This window comes from Lentzea aerocolonigenes, assembly GCF_000955955.1.
Classification (GTDB): domain Bacteria; phylum Actinomycetota; class Actinomycetes; order Mycobacteriales; family Pseudonocardiaceae; genus Lentzea; species Lentzea aerocolonigenes_A.
Genome location: NZ_JYJG01000060.1, coordinates 15725 through 33173 on the forward strand (window position 1 = coordinate 15725; position 17449 = coordinate 33173).

Sequence of the window (17449 nt, forward strand, 5' to 3'; positions counted from 1 at the left end):
CCGCCTGGTCACCGACCAGGCGGCCTTTTCTTTCGGACCCCTCCAGCGACCACCTTTGTCGTAGCCGCGAACGACCTTCGCGGCTCGCGGCGACCAGTCCGTCTGAGATGGACTGGTCGCCACGACTGAGGGGGTTGTGGTGAAACGACGTTGGCTGGTGCCGCTCGTTGCGGCAGGACTCATCGCGGGCACGACCGCGGCACGCGCGGACGATTCCGTTGTGCGGACCGGATTCGGGGCCGTGCGCGGGGAAACCAACGGACACACAAGGGTGTTCGAGGGCATTCCGTATGCGGCGCCGCCCGAGCGGTGGCGCGACCCCACGCCGCCGCGGAAGTGGGACGGCGTGCGGGATGCGACGAAGCCGGGGCCCGCCTGTGCGCAGCTGCCGGGGGAGTTGCCAGATGGCAGCACGGCAGAGGACTGCTTGTACCTCAACGTGACAACGCCGGCCAAAGGCAAGAACAAGCCCGTTGTGGTGTGGGTGCACGGCGGTGGCTTCTTCATGGGCGCCGGGAGCAACTACGACGCGCGGCGGTTCGCCGAGCGGGGCGATGTGGTCGTCGTGACGGTCAACTACCGGCTGGGGATCTTCGGATTCTTCGGCATGCCTGGGCTCGCAGGCTCGGGCACGTTCGGGCTCGAGGACCAGCAGGCCGCGCTCAAGTGGGTGCGGAACAACATCGCGGCGTTCGGCGGCGATCCGCGCAACGTCACGCTGGCCGGGCAGTCGGCCGGGGCGATGAGCGTGTGCGCGCAGCTCACTTCACCTGCTGCGGCCGGGTTGTTCGACCGGGCCGTCATGCAGAGCGGGTCGTGCAGGAGCGGGTGGCTCGACAACTTCGAGTACCGCGGTGAGGTGGCAGCGACGATCTTCCAGCCCGTCAGGGCGTTGGAGGAGCACGGGACGGAGATCGCTCGCGATCTCGGGTGCGGGGACGTCGAATGCCTGCGCGGGAAGAAGCCTGAGGAGCTGATGCCGCAGCACCTGGCGTTCATCCAACCTGCCTACGGCACACCGGTTCTGCCGGAGTATCCGGGTGATGCGATCGAGCGGGGCAGGTTCCACCGGGTGCCGGTGCTGAGCGGCACGACGAAGAACGAGGCGACGCCGTGGGTCGCGGCCTACGACGACAAAGCGCCCATGCGTCCAGAGACCTTCGAGGCTGTGCTCAAGGAGACGTTCAAGGGGCGTGCTGAAGAGGTCAAAGCCGTTTACTCGCCGGAGAAGTACGGATCGGCGGCGTTGGCGTGGGCCGCGCTCGTGACCGATCGGATGTGGTCGTGCACCCAGTACGAGACCGCGCGCGGACTGGCGGCCAAAACGAACGTGTTCGAGTACGAGTTCGCAGATCCCAATCCGCCCAAGCTGTCGCCGATTCCGCCGCAGATGCCGTTGGGGGCGCAGCACGCGTCGGATCTGTGGGACTTCTTCGACCTCGGGCGCGCACCGAAGTTCACCGAGGCTCAGCAGCGGTTGTCGGACCGGATGATCCACGACTGGGCCCAGTTCACCCGCACCGGAATTTCGGGTTGGCCGCGCTTCACCGGAAAACGTGATTATGTGCAGTCGTTCGCGCCGGACGAAATCCGTCCGGTCGACCTGGCCGCCGAACACCATTGCGATTTCTGGAAGGAGCGCGAATGACACGACGAGTCGTGACAGTCGCCGCCACAGCCGCACTGACGTTCGCCATGATCCAGCCGGCCGCGAGCGCCGGACCGGTGGGCAGCGGGTGGAGCGAGTACAACCCCGCGTGGAACCTGCAGATCCAGAGCAGCGGCGAGATCAAGAGCTACCCGAGCAGCACGAACAGCGCGACGGGACCCGGCGGGTCGTACCGCAGGGAAGGCGGCGTGCAGACGTTCCGCCTGTTCAACAAGGGATCCAACCGGGTCGAGGCCAGGATCCAGCACAACTACCGCACCGGGCAGCGGCAGTTCGAGGGCGAACTCAAGGTCACCGCGGGCACCGAGGACGAGAGCGCCATGCAGATCTTCGGCAACGACGGCGACGGCGCCACCACGTTGATGATCAGGTCCTACACCAAGAACGGCGGCACCCTGCGCGGCGGCGGCAAGGACCTGGTCAGCAACATCAACAACAAGTGGGTGCGGATCAACGTCACGCACAACGCCACGTCCACCGGTGGCAGCTACTCGATCTACATCAACGGCAAGCTCGTGCACACCAACAACGGACCCAAGGGCGACCACTACTTCAAGTACGGCGTCTACGGCACGTTGCAGGCAGCGAGCGCGCAGCACGAGTGGCGCAACGTGCACTTCTACAAGAAATGATCCCGAAATGAGTCACGGTCGCAGGTCGTGGACGATCAGTGACGCGGCCAGCAGCCTGATGTCCGCGGGGTCGGCCGGGTTGTAGCCGGTCAGCTCGGTGACGCGGCGCAGCCGGTAGTTCAGCGTGTTGCGGTGCAGGTGCAGGCTTTCGGCCGTGCGGTGGCGGTTGTGTTCGCTGTTGAGGAACACCCGCAGTGTGTGCAGCAGGTCGGGGTGTTCGGCCAGCCGGTCCATCACGCGGGCCAGGCGCTTGCGACCGGGTCCTGGACGGCAGAGCTGGTACTCCAGCAGCACGTCGTCCAGGACGTACGCGCCGGGCGGGCGGCCGAGGCGCTGCACCAGTTCCGCGATGTCGGCGGCCTGGCGCGCGGCGGTGGGGACGTCCTCCCGGCTCTCCGCCGCCGCGATGCCGCCCACCAGGCCGATTCCAGCCGCCGTGTGCAGTTTCCTGACCAGGTCGGCTGCGTCGGCCAGCTCGTCGTCGAGCCGCTCGGCGGAGGTCGGCAGCAGCACCGTGCCGCCGTCGTGGTCCAGTGCGGAGAGCGCGTGTTTCGGCAGTTCGGCACGCAGCCGGCGCACCGGCGAGCCCTGGGGTGCGGAATCGACGCGCACGGCCACCACGACGTAGTGGCTGGACAGTTCGAGGCCGATCCGTTCGGCCAACGGCTCGGCTTCGCGGCCGGTCAGCAACGCGGCCACCAACGCGCGGGCGGCCTCGCGGCGTTCGGCGTGCAGGGCCTGCTGCTCGGTGAGATAGGACGCGGCGACGGCGGGCACGGCCGCGCTCAGGAACTGCAGCAACGCCGGCACGGTCGCCAGCAGGTCGCCGATCTCGTCCTCCTCGGCGACGCCGGCCATCGACAACCAGCCGACGTGCGCGGCGACGTGGTAGGTGCTCAGCACGACGTCGAGCGGCACGCCCTGCTGAGCCCGGCGCACGGCCGTGGCGATCTGGTCGGCCATCTCCTCCGGCGCGGGAGGGCGTTGTTCGCGCAGGGCACGCAGGAAGACCTGCAGGTTCCGCGACACCGCCTCGGTGATCTCGCGGTCCACGAGCTGGTGCGGGAGTTGCCGGTACGCCGCCGATCTGGCGAAGAACGCCTCCAGCACCTTCTCGGCGATGCTGGGAATCTGCGTCGCGGCCCGCTCGTACAGCGGGGCCTTCGGATCCGGTGCCGGGATGTCGACCACCCGGCAGAGGCTCGCGCATGCGGCAGCCCCGGGCCATCGCCCGATTCGGTCTATTTTCGTGGGCGCTGTGCACGAACGGACGCGCGGAGTGTTGTGCATCTGACCCAAACGTTTGACCTGTTCGAGTGATGGACGGTGGGGCGGACTTCTGCCTCCCACCAGAATGGGCAGTTCCAACCGGCATGGGCAGGGTGACTTGGCACAGACGGTGAGCAGTGTCCAAGAGTGCATGAAGCTGTTGCTGCGACGAGGATTCCAGCGGACTGTCGTGCACGACGCGCTGACGCGCGTGAACGCCGTGATGTTCCGGCGGCTGTGGAGAGGAACGAACGAGACGGTGCTCGCGTACTCCGAGACGGAGGCGCTGGCCTACCGCGTGCGCGAGGGTGACGTGGACCTGGCGGACCCGTTCGTCGTCGATCCGGACGTCACGTTGTGGCAGCGCGGGGGAGAGTTCCTCGACGTGGCTGGTGAGCTGCTCGAACTGCCCCCCGCACCGGGGCACTCCGCGTTCGGGGCGAGCTGACTACTGCTGCCGCCGCACCATCTCGTTGATCCAGATGGGGGCGAACGGCGAGGTGCAGTTCGGCGGGGTCGGGTAGTCCTTCAGGACTTCGAGCCGTTCGCCGATCTCGATCGCGCGGGCCCGCAGTGAGGGGTGCTCGATGCCGATCTGCGCGAGGCAGTGGTTCATCGCCCACTGCAGGCGCTCCGGTGCGCCTTTCATCTCGGCCTCGATGGTGTCGAGCAGTCCTTCGAGGTCCAGGCCGTCGGGTTTCTTCGCGACACGTTCGGTGGTGAGGGCCCAGCCCGCGCTCGCGACCACGGGATCCGGGTCGGAGAACCACGTCGTGCGCAGGTCTTCCGCGTGTGGGCTCTTCTTCACCACGTAGTTCACGAGCCAGTCGTGGACTTTGGGGCGGTGGGCCTCGCGGAGCATCCTGTCGAGCTCGTCGCGGGTGAACGCCTTGGGCCGGCAGATCAACAGGGCCAGCAGCCGGGCCGCGGTGTCGCCGGTAGCCCAGAGCTCGACGGCGAGGTCCTGCTGGGTCTTGAGGCGTTTCGCGATGGCACGGAGCTTGCCCAGGTTCACGCCGTGGTCGTCGCCGTGCTTCTCGTTGACCGCGCGTGCTCTGGGATCTTCCAGCGCGGCGAGCTCGGCCATCAGCTCGGTCACCGTCTCCGCCACCTCGGGCCTCCTGTCTGACGTTGGCGAACAGCCTAGGCGGCCGATACGAGGAACTGCTGACTTGACCTGCGGGCGGCGTGGCACCGAGCGAATCCGGGTGCACAATGTGCGCTCCGCGGAGAGGTTGGGGCACAGCGCTTCGGCGGAGATTCGGTAGTCGTGTGATCGGCTGCTCAGACTCCTGAGGGGGAGTTGGACAGTGGTGGAGTTCGGGCTGCTCGGCGACGTCGAGGTCCGGGTGGACGGTCAGGTCGTGGACGTTGGGCACGCCCGCCAGCGGTGTGTGCTGACGGCGTTGCTGGTGGACGTGAACCGGTTGGTGCCGGTAGATGTCCTGGTCGACCGGGTGTGGGGCGAGCAGGTGCCGTACCGGGCGCGCAACGCCGTCGCCGGGTACGTGTCGAGACTCAGACAGGTGCTGCCGTCCGGTGTGCGCATCACCGGCCGGCAGGGTGGATACGTGCTGACCGCCGACCCGCTTTCGGTTGATCTGCACAGGTTCGGCCATCTGGTGGAGCGGGCGCGCGTTGAGCCGGATCAGGCGACCGCATTGCTCTCCGAAGCACTTCGGTTGTGGCGTGGCGAGCCTTTCTCCACTTTGGACACTCCGTGGCTCGTAGGAGTGCGGTCCTCGCTGGAGGCACGCCGGTTGGCGGCAGTGCTCGACCGCAACGACCTCGTGCTGGATCAGGGACGGCACGCGTCACTGCTGGCCGAGCTGGAAGAGCTGGCAGCGCTGCTCCCGTTGGACGAACGGGTGGCCGGGCAGCTGATCCTGGCGTTGTACCGCTCCGGCAGACAGGCCGACGCGTTGCTGCGGTACGAGCAGGTGCGGGTACGGCTGGCCGACGAGCTGGGCACCGATCCCGGGCCCGCGTTGCGGTTGCTGCACAAGCATATGCTGACCGCGGACGCCGCGCTGACGGTCAGCGCTCCGGCTGCCGCGAGACCCGTGCCGCGGCAGTTGCCCGCACCGCCGTGCTCGTTCGCCGGACGCGGTCGTGAGCTGGCAGCTCTCGACGCGATCATGGACGGGCGGCACCCGATCGTCGTGTCCGGGACGGCCGGGGTGGGCAAGACCGCGCTGGCGGTGCACTGGGCACACCGGGTGGCCTCGAGCTTTCCGGACGGCCAGCTCTACGTGAACCTGCGCGGGTTCGACCCGAGCGGGGCGGTGACGGCGCCGGGAGAGGCGGTGCGCGCGTTCCTCGACGCGCTCGGCCTGGACCCGCAACGCATCCCGGCGAGCCTCGACGCGCAGGCTTGCCTCTTCCGCAGCGCGCTGGCGGACAAGCGCATGCTCATCCTGCTGGACAACGCCCGTGACGCGGACCAGATCCGGCCGTTGCTGCCGGGCAGTCCCGGGTGCCTGGTGCTGGTGACGAGCCGGAACCGGCTGGCAGGACTGGTCGCCACGCACGGCGCGTACCCGCTCGCCCTGGACCTGCTGTCCACGGGGGAGGCTCACGACCTGCTCGTCGACCGGCTCGGGCTGGACCGGCTGCGCGCGGAACCCGACGTCGCCGACGAGATCATCAAGCGGTGCGCCGGGTTGCCGATCGCGTTGACGATCGTGGCGGCACGCGTTGCCTGCACGACCTTTCCGTTGCGCGCCATCGCCGCTGAGCTGCGGGGTGGGCTCGACCCGTTCGACGGTGGTGACTCGGCGACCGATGTGCGGGCGGTGTTCTCCTGGTCGTACCACGCGCTGGCACCTCAAGCGGCCCGGCTGTTCCGGTTGCTCGGCCTGCATCCCGGGCCCGACATTTCCGTTGCGGCTGCGGCGAGTCTGTTCGGCGAGCCGGTTCGGCCGTTGCTCTCCGAGCTGACGCGTGCGCACCTGCTGACCGAACATCAGCACGGCCGATACGTGTTCCACGATCTGTTGCGTGCCTATGCAACCGAGCAAGCGTCGTTGCACGACTCCGCCGAGGAACGCATTGCTGCGACAGGGCGTCTGCACGACCACTACGTGCACACCGCTCATGCCGCTACCCGGTTGCTGAGCCCGACGCGGGACGTGATCACGCCGCCGTCGCCTCGCGCAGGCGCGCATCCGTTGCAGCTGACGGATTTCGCGCAGGCCTTGGCGTGGTTCACCGCCGAGCACCACGTGCTGCTGGCCGTCGTCGAGCACGCTGCGGCGAACGGTCTCGACCCGCATGCCCGGCATTTGGCCTGGGCGCTGGCCGAGTTCCTGGAACGCCGTGGCCACTGGACCGATCTGGCCGCGGTCGGTCAGGTCGCGCTGGCGGCGGCGATGCGGCTGGCCGATCCCTTGGCACAGAGCCACGCGCACCGCTACCTGGCTCGGGCGAGCACGCAGCTGGACGCGTTGGACGAGGCGCACACGCATCTGCAGCGATCGCTCGACGTGTCCGGTGACCCCGTCGGGCAGGCGTTGACTCATCGCGAGCTCGCGTACGTGTGTGAACGGCAAGGGCAGCACGCCCAGGCGTTGCACCACTCCTCGCAGGCACTCGACCTGTACGCGGCGGCCGGGCATCGGCGTGGGCAGGCGGGGTCGCTCAACGCCGTGGGGTGGTACCAGGCGTTGCTCGGCGACTTCGAGAAGGCGTTGACGTCGTGCGAGAAGGCGTTGGGGTTGCTGGAACCCGACGACCTCGACGGGCAGGCGTCGACGTGGGACAGCCTCGGCTACATCCACCACCACCGGGGTGATCACCGCGAGGCGATCGGGTGCTACCAGCGGTCTCTCGACGTGTTCCGGTCGCTCGGCGATCACTACTGGACCGCCGACGTGCTGATTCACCTGGGAGACAGCCATCTCACGGCCGGTGACGCGGTTTCTGCCGACGTGGCGTGGCAGGAGGCGCTGGGGATTCTGGAGGAACTCGGCCATCCGCACGCCGACGCGGCGCGTGCGCGGCTCAGTCCAGTGCCGCGATGATCGGGCACTGCTCCTGCACGCCGGTGGCGGCGACCTCCAGCAACGCCAGCCGCACGCGGTCGAGGTCGCGCAGGCGTTGCTCGATCTCGGCGACCTTCTCGGTGATGACGTCACCGAAGTCGTCGTCGGTCGCTCCGGACACGGCCAGAATCTGTTCGACCTCGGCCAGGGTGAAGCCGAGCCGCTGGGCACGGCGGACGAACTTCAACCGCCGCAACGCCTCGCGGTCGTAGTGGCGGTAGCCGCCGTGGGTGCGGGCGGTGGGCGTGACGAGGCCGCGGCGCTCGTAGAACCGCACGGTGCTGATGCCCACCCCGGCGGCGCGGGCCAGTTCGGATATGCGCACCACCGGAAACTACCTCCGGACCAACGCGCGCAGCTGGGCCGCGCCCCAGAACAGCTCCAGCGCCAGGAACACCGCCAGCACCGGCGTCTGCCCGTGCCACAACGCCCACACGAACCAGACGCTGAACAACGCACGTCCGGCGGTGTCGATGCCGATGAGCAGCGGTTCGGGCTTCTTCCAGCGCGCGATCGACCACATCACCACCACGGTGCCGAACAGCGTGGCGAACAGGAGGGTCATGGCGTCCTCGGCGGGCGTGCCGAGCAGGCTCAGCAGCGCACCCGCCGTCCACGGCGTGAGGAAGGCGGCACTGGCCACCAGGTCGTACAGCGCACCGGCTCTGCCCCACCGGGCCACGTCTCGGGTCATGGCGATCACGGTGGACCCTGCACCTTGGTGCAAGGTCAAGCCTGACGTGCCCGGCGACGCGCGAGAGTCGGCAGGAACCACATGTAGACGCCGGTGCCCATCAACACGAAGAGCGGCAGCAACGGGACGTAGGACACCCAGATCACGGAGTTGTTCACGGTCAGCGCCACGGCTGTGAACACGACGGTGGCCATGAAGACCATGCTGACCACGCGGTGGAACTTCCGGATCCCCTTGCTGCCGCTCATGTCGTCCTCCCAGGTCGGTGTGTTGTGGACAACGTTAAGAGCAGCCGGTGATCCGCGCTTCTCGATTCCTGATCGGATGACGGACCCAGTAGGTTGCACGGCATGCAGTACACGTCCCCCGTGCTGGTGGGCCGGAGCGCGGAGACATCAGCACTGCGGGCCGCGGTGGCACGGGCCGAGCAACGTCGCGGTGGCGCGGCGTTCCTGGTGGGGGAACCGGGAATCGGCAAGTCGCGGCTCGCGTCGGAGATCGCCGGGCACGCCTCGCGGCGCGGGTTCCGCGTGCTCAGAGGGCGGGCCAGCCGAGCCGTGCCGTTGCGGGCGCTGTGCGAGGCGGTTCTGTCGGCTTTTCGCAGGACGGTTCCGGACGAGCAGCAGCTCGGCGCGTACCTGCCCGTGCTGCTCAGGATGACCCCGGACGCGACCGCCGGAGTGCCGGATCCGGCCGTGGTCAGGGCCGAGGCGGTCCTGCGACTGCTCACGGCCGAGAAAACCGTTGTGGTGCTTGAAGATCTGCACGACGCGGACGACGAGACACTGGCCGTTGTCGACTACCTGCTCGACAACCTCGCCGGCGAACCCGTCCTGCTCCTGGCCACGTTGCGGCCGCATCCCGATGGCGCGCACCAGCTCGCGCACGCGGCCGCGGCGCGCCGGGTCGCGGGTGTGGTGCGGCTGGGCGGGTTGACGGACGCGGAAGTTGCCGAGCTGGCAAGGCACTGCCTCGGTGAACCCGCGCCGGACGACGTGCTGGCGACGCTCACCAAGACCGCGGACGGAGTGCCGTTCGTGGTCGAGGAGCTGCTCAACGGCGACCTGCAGGCCGGTGTGCCGCCCACGGTCGCGGCCGCCACGCTGGCACGGGTCGACGCGCTCGAACCCGGCTGCGTCGCGTTGCTCGAAGCGGCCGCGATCTTCGGCAGCACGTTCCCGCTGGACGTCGTGCAAGCCATGACCGGCCTGGACGAGGAGTTGCTGCACCAGGCCGAACGCGCGCAGCTGCTCAACGGCCACACGTTCCGGCACGCGCTGACCGCCGACGCGATCCGCGGCCGCATGACGCCGACGGCCAGGGCGACGCTGGCACGCACCGCCGCTGAAACCACGGAATCCTTGCGCCCCAACGAGTTGGAGCTCATCGCGGAACTCTGGGCAGCAGGTGGTGAGCACGCAAAAGCCGTCGGCTGCCTGACCAGGGCAGGACGGCACGCGGCCGCGCTGGGCAGATTCGGCACCGCGATAGAGCTGCTCGAACGCGGTCAGGCACTGCAGGGTGCCGACCCGGACCTCGCCGCGGACCTCCTCGACGCACTCGCCGCAGTCCTCCCGCTGGCCGCGGTGGTCGTGCCCGCGGACAACGGCGCGCGGGCTTTCGCGTTGGGAGAACGACTTCAGCAGGCCTTGACCGCGTCCGGAGCCAACCAGGAACGAAGAGCCGTGGTGCGGCTGGCGCAGGCCAGAGTCGCGGCCGTCGCGGGCGAGTGGGAACGCGGGCTCGACCTGATCGCGGCCGCCAAGGAGACCTGCGCGGCCGTCGACGTCGTCAAAGCCGCGCTCCTGCTCGGACTCAACCAGCTCGACCTCCTGCCCAAGGCCCGCGAACTGGCCGGACGCGCGGCGGCGACCGGAACTCCGGAGATCGTCTGCGAAGCCCTCGAAGTGCTCACCCGGTGCACCAGAGGCCAGGACCTCGCCGAGGCACGGCAGCACATCCAGCGCTGGCTGCAGGTCGCGGAACAGCACGGACTCGCGGCGTGGCGGCTCAGAGCGTTGCTGGAGCTGGGGATCACGGACAAGTACCTGACCGTCGGCGTCGACACCCTGCACGCGGCCAGACGCGCGGCCGAGAACGCCGGCGCGATAGTGATCATGATCGCCGCCGACCTCCACCTCGGCGCGACCTACATCGTCCGCGGCGAGTACGCCAAGGCCGCTGAACACGGTGTCCAAGCGAAACAAGCCGCGGAGAAGCTCGGGCTGCACGCGTTGAGGGCGCTCGCGATCGCCATCGAGGCCGGCATCGCGTCCACGCACGGCAACCGCAAGGCGACGGACCAGGCGTTGGCGCAACTGCGCGATCACGGCGGGTCCGCGGAGATCTGGGCCTACAGCTCGGCGGTCTGCGCGTTGATGGAGGAGCAGTACGACCGCGCGCTGACCGAGTTCGACGCGATCGAAAGCGAGGTCACCGAACCGCGAATCCTGCGTGGCACGTTCTACCAGGGCCCGCGGCTGCTGGTCAGGGTCGCGCACGGCCTCGCGAACTGGCAGGAGTACGAACGGCTCGCGGACTCCCACCTCGCGCAGGTCCAGCTGCACCGCACGTACTTCGCGTGGAGCCGCGCGATCCTGCACGGTCGCGATGGCCAGGCGAGCAAGGCGAACGTCGCCGCGCAGGAAGCACTCGAGCTCAGCACCGGACTCGGCCTGCCGCGCTACCTCGGGCTGAGGCTCGCCGGCCCGGCCGCGCTCGCCGACGGCTGGGGCGAGCCGCTGGAGTGGTTGCGCGAGGCCGAGGAGCACTTCCACCGGTTCGACGTGCCGGCCGCCGCCGCGTGCCGTGCGCTGCTCCGGGAAGCCGGTGCGCCCAAGCAACGACGGCGGCGCGACCACGGCACCGTGCCCGCCGAGCTGCGCAAGGCCGGCGTCACGGTCCGTGAGTTCGAGGTGCTGCGGCTCGTCGTGGAACGGTTCGGCAACGCCGAGATCGCCGAACGGCTGTTCCTGTCCCCCCGAACGGTCGAACGCCACGTCGCCAGCCTGCGCGAGCGCACCGGCCAGACGTCCAGGGCCGACCTCATCCGCTACGCCCGCCCGCTAATTGGGGGGTCCGCCCGCATGTAGGCGCGCGCGGAGATCGGCAGACTCCTCACCAAGCCCGAGTGATGCCGGGTGTTCGAGGAGGGGGAGCAAGATGCGTGCAAACGGCTGGCCTGGTCCAGTGCGACGCTGAGGTGAACGGTGGCGCTGGACGCGGTGGGGTGTCCAGCGCCGTCGAAACCGATGACGGAAACTTTCTTGGCACGAGATGTCGATACCGGCGTCTCCCGTTCGACGCACTGACAGAACACCACGTCAGAACAGCCAAGGAGAACTCCGATGCGCACCCTGATCGCCACCGCGTTCGTCTCGCTCGACGGCGTCGTCGAAGCCCCCGGCGGCGAGCCCGGGCACCGCAGCTCCGGCTGGACCTTCAAGGACATCGAGTTCGACGAGGCCGCCTACGAGATCAAGGGCCGCGAGCAGGACGAGGCCGCGGCGATGATGATGGGACGGGTCAGCTACGAGGCGTTCTCCCCGGTGTGGCCGACCCTCGACTACTTCCCGAAGTACAACGTGATGCCGAAGTACGTCGTCTCCAGCACGCTGAAGGAAGACCAGCTCGTCGACAACTGGGGCGACATCACGATCCTGCGGTCGCTCGACGACGTGGCCGCGCTGAAGGAGACCGAGGGCGGCCCGATCTCCGTCCACGGCAGCGCGACGCTCAACCGCAACCTGTCCGACGCGGGCCTGATCGACCGCTACCACCTGCTGGTGTTCCCGGTGCTGCTCGGCGCGGGCAAGCGGCTGTTCAGCGAGACCGACAAGGACAAGCAGCTGCTGAAGGTCGTCGAGAGCGAGACGTACTCGAACGGCATCCAGAAGCTGGTCTACGACGTGGTGCGCTGACGCACCAGTTCGTCGAGGCGGATCCACGCCGGCGAGTCACTGCTCCAGCTCGTCAGTCACTGACGATGTCCACGACACCGGGGAACGAGTCGACGAGCCAGGTCGGGTTGGCGCTGAGCAGCTGTTCGCCGCTGTGCACGCCGTACGTGACGCCGATCGACGACATCCCTGCCCCGTGGGCCATCAGCACGTCGTGCGTCGTGTCGCCGACCATCACCGCGTTCGCCGCGGACACGCCGAGTCGTTGCAGCACCAGCAAACCGGACTCGGGATCGGGCTTCGGCCTCGACACCTGGTCCGCGCCGACGACGACGGAGAACTCCTCGCGCAGACCGGCAGCGACGAGCAACGCCTCGGCGTTCGCGAGGTACTTGCTGGTCGCGACGGCGAGGAGGAAACCGCCCTCCCGCAACGACCGCAGCCCGTCGGCCACGCCCGGGAACACCAGCCGCGGCGCTTTCGGCAGCACGATCTCGCGGAACGTCGACAGGTAGAACTCGACGCACCTCGCGACGACCGGGTCGTCGTCGGGAATCCCGAGCACCTTCGCGAACGCCACGGGCAGCGGGAGGCCGATCGTGGCGCGGACCGAGCCGGAGTCCACTGTGGGCAGACCGAGCTGGGCGAACACCGCGGCGAACGTCGTGACGATCCCGCGCGGGGTGTCGACGAGCGTGCCGTCCAGGTCGAAGATCACGCAGCGTTTCATGACGGGCCTCCCGTGGTGGAAGAACGCACGGCCCGCGTCTCGATACCGGCTGGCACGCGACTGGATGGTATCGAAGGACTCATCCGAACGGACAGATTCCCAAGTGGACCGGCGCGTGTGAGAATCCGTGCAACTGGGGGATGGATCGACTGGGGGACTCACATGCGTCGCACGACGTTGGTTTGCGCTGCGCTCCTGTCACTGCTGGCACCGGCCGTGCCGGCGCAGGCGCAGGACCTCTGCACCTGGACGTCGTCGGAACTGCCGCTGCCCACCGGCGTCACGAGCGGGCAGGCGCTGTTCGCGGCACCGAACGGCAACCTGGCGGGACAGGCGAGCTCAGGAGCGTTGCTGCTCTGGCACAACGGCGCGTCCGTCGCGGTGAACGCGCCGGTCACGACCCAGATCTCGCTTCGCGGCCTCAACGGCAGCGGGGAGCTCGTGGGCTGGGACGGGCGGACCCGAACGGCTTTCGTGTACCGCGACGGGATCTTCCAGACTCTGCCCACACCATCGCCCGCGGAGAACGGCACGTCCGCGGATGGCATCAACGAGGCGGGAGACGTGGTGGGCACGGCCTACTCCTCCTCCTGGCCGCCTTACCGCACCGTGGTGTGGCCGCGCAGCCAGCCGGGCACCTACCGGTTCGTCGCCGAAGACGTGGCTCTGGGCATCGACGACGCCGGCCGCGCGGTGACCGAGAAGGGCTACGTGGTGAACCCGGACGGGACGCGGGGTGATCTGGAGAGCTCGCCGAACCTCAACATCCGCAAGTTCCAGGCGGGCCAGGCGCTCGGCAAGCAGTTCGGCGACTACCACGCCGTGTACCGGTGGGACGTCGCGACCGGCGCGGTCCTGCAGCGCTACGACGTGACCAGCCCGACGCCGATCGGCGTGAACAGCGCAGGTCAGCTGGCGACGTGGACCGAGAAGGCCAGTGGGAACGCCGTGAAGGTCTGGCGCGGCACCGACTACCTCGGTGAGCTCGGTGTCGGTGAACGCGTCCGCGCCGTGCAGGAGAACAACGATCTCGCCGGGCAGCGCAAGTCCGCTGCCGGCACCTGGGTTCCGGTGACCTGGACCTGCGCCTAGTCGCGTGGCGGCCGGACGTCCCCGAGCACCTTGACCAGGACGTCCGGCAGCGCGATGGTCTCATGGTCCTCTGTGGACACCGTCGCGTAGACGACGCTGCCGCGGCAGGCGATCTCGCCGTCACGGAGGAACTCGAAGCCGAGCGTGAAGCTCTTGCCTCCGATGCGGGACGTGCTGAGCTGCACCTCGATCGTGTCCTGCCGCCGGACGCCTGAGCTGAAGTCGACGTCCACGTGCACGGCGTGGACGTCGAACCCCATGCTCGGCCACGTGCTGTGCGGCAGGCCGCGGTCGGCGAAGAAGGCGTCGACCGCCTCGTCCACGTGGCCCAGGTACCACATGAAGAACATGACGCCCTGGCCGTCGATCTCGTAGAACCGCGGCTTGAAGCGGTAGCTCACCGCATCGCCTTCCCGACCGGCGGGATCACCGAGATCATCGACGCGGCCAGCCACAGCAGCAGCGCGATGCCCGGCACGATGATGAACGTGCCGGCGTGGTTGACCGCCAGCCGCACGATCGCGATGACGTAGTAGACGGACACGAGGAACCCCAGCCCGGCCAGGATCCAGCGCGCGAACCCGAGCCGCGCCATCAGCAGCGCGGTGAGCAGCAGCACCACCCCGCCCGCGGTGTAGGTGGCCGCGATCGCCGCGTCACCGTTGCCGATGACGTCGCGCGGCAGGATGATCCCGATCAACGCGACGGCGGCCTCCGGGGTCTGGGCGACGCCCTTGCCCTGCTCGGAGTTGAGTGCTGCCAGCACGAAGCACAGCACCGACACCACCAGCCACAGCCCGCCCGCGAGGAACGCGGGTGCGATGCTCGGCCTCGGTGGAGGACCCCACCCCGGCGGTTGCTGCTGCCAGCCCTGGTTCGGATGCACGAAGGTCACGATACGAGCCCAGGCGTCCGCGCGGACGTCGTTCGGCAGACACCTACGAGTGTTTGCGATCGGTGTGGCCCAACGAACGTTCCGGGGCCACCCGGTCGCGCACCAGCTGCTTGAGCACGGCGAGGTCCGGGAAGCCCTCCTGCTCCTTGCGCGACCAGACGGTCTCGCCGTCGATCCGCACGTCGAACACGCCACCGGTGCCGGGGATCAGCGCGACCTCACCCAGTTCGGTGGTGAACGTGGTCAGCAACTCCTGCGCTGTCCACCCGGCGCGCAGCAGCCACCGGCACTGGGTGCAGTACTCGATCTCCAGACGCGGCGTTCTCATCCCTGAGTCTTAACAGAGACCCCGTCGCGGGTCGCGTCGGCGCCCCAGCTGGCCAGCAGCTGCAAGGCCTCGGCGGACGGGGTGCCGGGTTCCGCGTAGTACGTCGTGAAGAACAGGTCCGGCTCGGCGGGCATCCTCAGCGACTCGTACTGCAGCGTCAGCTCACCGACGAGCGGGTGACGCAGCAGCTTGGTGCCGAAGTTCTTCTCCTTGACGTCGTGCTTGGCCCAGAGCTGCCGGAACAGCTCGCTCTTCACCGACAGCTCGCCGATCAGCGCGGTGAGCTCGGGGTCGTTCGGGTAGCAGCCCGCGTCCATCCGCAGGAACCCGACGATGTCCGCCGCCTTGCTCTCCCAGTTGACGAACAGCTGCTGGTAGGAGGGCTGCAGGAAGATGAACCTGGCCCAGTTGCGTTCGCGTGGCTGCAGCTGGCCCCAGTCGCCGAACAGCGCCGCGGCCATCGGGTTCCACGCGAGCACGTCCGCGCGCCGCCCGCCGACGTAGGCGGGTACGCCGACACTGTCGAGCAGGTGCTGAAGGGTCGGACGCACCTGCGAACGGGCCGACTTCTTCTTGCCGCTGTACGGGCAGTTCGTCAGGTTGCGCAGGTAGGTGTGCTCGGCCTCGTTCAACCGCAGTGCGCGGGCGATCGAGTCGATCACCTCGGCGGAGACGTTGCGCCCGTTGCCCTGCTCAAGACGCGTGTAGTAGGCGACCGAGACGCCCGCGAGCTGCGCCAGTTCCTCGCGGCGCAGACCCGGCACGCGGCGGGTGCGGCCGTAGCGGGGCAGGCCCACGTCGTCGGGTGACAGCCGCGCTCGACGGCTGCGCAGGAACTCGCTCAGCTCGGTGCGCGGATCGACGGTCATGTCCCCGAGTATCCCCGGACCGGTGACGTCGTGCCTGCTACTGCCATTAGTAGGTTCAGCAGACGTACGAAAACCAGGAGTCTGGGTGGCCCCTCACGAACTCGGCAGTGTTCTCGGTGATACGACGAAACCGAGGAGAAACCCTGATGAGCACCGTCGCTGCCTACGCCGCTCCCGCACCCAAGGCACCGCTGGAGCGCACCACCATCGAGCGTCGCGCGGTCGGCGCGCACGACGTTCTGATCGACATCAAGTTCGCGGGCATCTGCCACTCCGACATCCACCAGGTCAACGAGGGCTGGGGCGAGGCGATCTTCCCGATGGTCCCCGGCCACGAGATCGCCGGTGTGGTCACCGAGGTCGGTTCGGAGGTCACGCGTTACACCGTCGGTGACCGGGTCGGCGTCGGCTGCTTCGTCGACTCGTGCCGCGAGTGCGACTACTGCCTGCGTGGCCTGGAGCAGCACTGCGTCAAGGGCAACACGCAGACCTACAACGCCGTCGACAAGTTCGGCGACGTCACCTACGGCGGCTACTCGAAGCAGATCGTCGTCGACGAGAACTACGCGGTGCGGATTCCCGACTCGCTTCCGCTGGACGTGGCCGCGCCGCTGCTGTGCGCGGGCATCACGCTGTACTCGCCGCTCAAGAACTGGAACGTCGGCCCTGGCAAGAAGGTCGCGATCGTCGGCCTGGGCGGGCTCGGTCACATGGGCGTCAAGATCGCTGCCGCGCTCGGTGCCGAGGTGACCGTGCTGTCGCAGTCGTTGCGCAAGAAGGACGACGGCCTCAAGCTCGGCGCGCACGACTACCGCGCCACCAACGACCCGGCGACGTTCTCCGAGCTGGCCGGGACGTTCGACGTGATCGTCTCCACGGTGTCCGCACCGCTCGACTTCACGGCGTACATCGGGCTGCTCAAGACCGAGGGCGTGCTGGTCAACGTCGGCGCACCCGAGGAGCCGGTCTCGGTGAACATGTTCGGGCTCATCGTCGGGCGCAGGATGCTGGCTGGCTCGATGATCGGCGGCATCGCGGAGACCCAGGAGATGCTGGACTTCTGCGCCGAGCACGGCCTGGGCGCGGAGATCGAGCTGATCAACGCCGACGAGATCAACGTGGCGTACGAGCGGGTGCAGTCGAGCGACGTGCGGTACCGGTTCGTGATCGACACCGCCACGATCTAGCCAGGTGGGCAGGGCATCCCTGACTCGTGGGACTCGGCGGCACCGGCCATCACCGGCGTGGCGGGTCGTGACCGATACCGTGCACGCCAACGGCGGCCGGATCTTCGCCCAGCTCATGCACGGTGGCCGCATCGGCCACGTC

Annotated in this window: 18 protein-coding genes; 8 read left to right on the plus strand and 10 right to left on the minus strand. The window is 68.6% G+C overall.

The window, feature by feature from the left end; all coding sequences use genetic code 11:
* Positions 1-139: 139 nt before the first annotated feature.
* Positions 140-1648, plus strand: coding sequence for a carboxylesterase/lipase family protein (locus UK23_RS10885; RefSeq protein ID WP_156213023.1), 1509 nt, complete (start codon positions 140-142; stop codon positions 1646-1648).
* A complete protein-coding gene (locus UK23_RS10890; protein WP_156213024.1) occupies positions 1645-2301 on the plus strand; it encodes a hypothetical protein in 657 nt (218 codons plus the stop codon). Before UK23_RS10885 ends, UK23_RS10890 begins: the two co-directional genes overlap by 4 nt.
* Before the next feature lie 12 nt (positions 2302-2313).
* Here UK23_RS10890 and UK23_RS10895 read toward each other — a convergent pair whose 3' ends face one another.
* The gene (locus UK23_RS10895) at positions 2314-3492 is read right to left on the minus strand and encodes a PucR family transcriptional regulator (protein ID WP_052684554.1); all 1179 of its coding nucleotides are present in this window, start codon (positions 3490-3492) and stop codon (positions 2314-2316) included.
* A 229-nt stretch (positions 3493-3721) separates the two neighbouring features.
* Between UK23_RS10895 and UK23_RS10900 the strand changes: the two genes are divergently transcribed.
* Entirely contained in the window at positions 3722-4018 is a 297-nt protein-coding gene (locus UK23_RS10900; protein WP_045311312.1) for a hypothetical protein, read from the plus strand.
* Here the strand turns inward: UK23_RS10900 and UK23_RS10905 are convergent, their stop codons facing one another.
* Complete coding sequence (locus UK23_RS10905) at positions 4019-4657, minus strand: DNA alkylation repair protein (protein WP_196777693.1); 639 nt, start codon at positions 4655-4657, stop codon at positions 4019-4021. It abuts the gene before it with no gap.
* Positions 4658-4880: 223 nt separating this feature from the next.
* Between UK23_RS10905 and UK23_RS10910 the strand changes: the two genes are divergently transcribed.
* Positions 4881-7592, plus strand: a complete 2712-nt coding sequence (locus tag UK23_RS10910; protein WP_231114457.1) for an AfsR/SARP family transcriptional regulator — start codon at positions 4881-4883, stop codon at positions 7590-7592.
* On the opposite strand, the gene UK23_RS10915 is transcribed toward UK23_RS10910, so the two are convergent.
* Genes UK23_RS10915 through UK23_RS10925 form a run of 3 tightly spaced genes read right to left on the minus strand, consistent with a single transcriptional unit; the run spans position 7573 to position 8555 of the window.
* Positions 7573-7938 carry a MerR family transcriptional regulator gene (locus UK23_RS10915; RefSeq protein WP_045311331.1) on the minus strand — a complete coding sequence of 122 codons (366 nt, stop codon included), beginning with the start codon at positions 7936-7938 and terminating at the stop codon, positions 7573-7575. The genes UK23_RS10910 and UK23_RS10915 overlap by 20 nt on opposite strands.
* A gap of 9 nt (positions 7939-7947) precedes the next feature.
* A complete protein-coding gene (locus tag UK23_RS10920) occupies positions 7948-8307 on the minus strand; it encodes a hypothetical protein (RefSeq protein ID WP_045311332.1) in 360 nt (119 codons plus the stop codon).
* 35 nt (positions 8308-8342) lie between these two features.
* Positions 8343-8555, minus strand: a complete 213-nt coding sequence (locus tag UK23_RS10925; RefSeq protein WP_045311314.1) for a hypothetical protein — start codon at positions 8553-8555, stop codon at positions 8343-8345.
* Positions 8556-8657: 102 nt separating this feature from the next.
* On the opposite strand from UK23_RS10925, the gene UK23_RS10930 reads away from it, so the two are divergent.
* Positions 8658-11399 carry an ATP-binding protein gene (locus UK23_RS10930; protein WP_045311315.1) on the plus strand — a complete coding sequence of 914 codons (2742 nt, stop codon included), beginning with the start codon at positions 8658-8660 and terminating at the stop codon, positions 11397-11399.
* Positions 11400-11654: 255 nt separating this feature from the next.
* Positions 11655-12227, plus strand: coding sequence for a dihydrofolate reductase family protein (locus UK23_RS10935; protein WP_045311316.1), 573 nt, complete (start codon positions 11655-11657; stop codon positions 12225-12227).
* Between the two features lie 52 nt (positions 12228-12279).
* Here UK23_RS10935 and UK23_RS10940 read toward each other — a convergent pair whose 3' ends face one another.
* Entirely contained in the window at positions 12280-12936 is a 657-nt protein-coding gene (locus UK23_RS10940) for an HAD family hydrolase (protein WP_045311317.1), read from the minus strand.
* 162 nt (positions 12937-13098) lie between these two features.
* On the opposite strand from UK23_RS10940, the gene UK23_RS10945 reads away from it, so the two are divergent.
* Positions 13099-14028: a hypothetical protein gene (locus UK23_RS10945; protein ID WP_045311318.1), complete on the plus strand. Its 930-nt coding sequence runs from the start codon at positions 13099-13101 to the stop codon at positions 14026-14028.
* Here UK23_RS10945 and UK23_RS10950 read toward each other — a convergent pair.
* Genes UK23_RS10950 through UK23_RS10965 form a run of 4 tightly spaced genes read right to left on the minus strand, consistent with a single transcriptional unit; the run spans position 14025 to position 16120 of the window.
* On the minus strand, positions 14025-14429 hold the full coding sequence (locus UK23_RS10950; RefSeq protein ID WP_045311319.1) for an acyl-CoA thioesterase: 405 nt from the start codon (positions 14427-14429) through the stop codon (positions 14025-14027). The two genes, UK23_RS10945 and UK23_RS10950, sit on opposite strands and share 4 nt — an antisense overlap.
* Positions 14426-14923 (minus strand): hypothetical protein, encoded by a 498-nt coding sequence (locus tag UK23_RS10955; RefSeq protein ID WP_052684556.1) that lies wholly within the window; start codon positions 14921-14923, stop codon positions 14426-14428. Before UK23_RS10955 ends, UK23_RS10950 begins: the two co-directional genes overlap by 4 nt.
* A 43-nt stretch (positions 14924-14966) precedes the next feature.
* Positions 14967-15251: a SelT/SelW/SelH family protein gene (locus UK23_RS10960; protein ID WP_045311320.1), complete on the minus strand. Its 285-nt coding sequence runs from the start codon at positions 15249-15251 to the stop codon at positions 14967-14969.
* Positions 15248-16120 carry a helix-turn-helix domain-containing protein gene (locus tag UK23_RS10965; RefSeq protein ID WP_045311321.1) on the minus strand — a complete coding sequence of 291 codons (873 nt, stop codon included), beginning with the start codon at positions 16118-16120 and terminating at the stop codon, positions 15248-15250. The genes UK23_RS10960 and UK23_RS10965 overlap by 4 nt, the downstream gene beginning before the upstream one ends.
* A 146-nt stretch (positions 16121-16266) precedes the next feature.
* On the opposite strand from UK23_RS10965, the gene UK23_RS10970 reads away from it, so the two are divergent.
* Positions 16267-17307, plus strand: a complete 1041-nt coding sequence (locus UK23_RS10970; RefSeq protein WP_045311322.1) for an NAD(P)-dependent alcohol dehydrogenase — start codon at positions 16267-16269, stop codon at positions 17305-17307.
* The last annotated feature ends 142 nt before the right edge of the window (positions 17308-17449 follow it).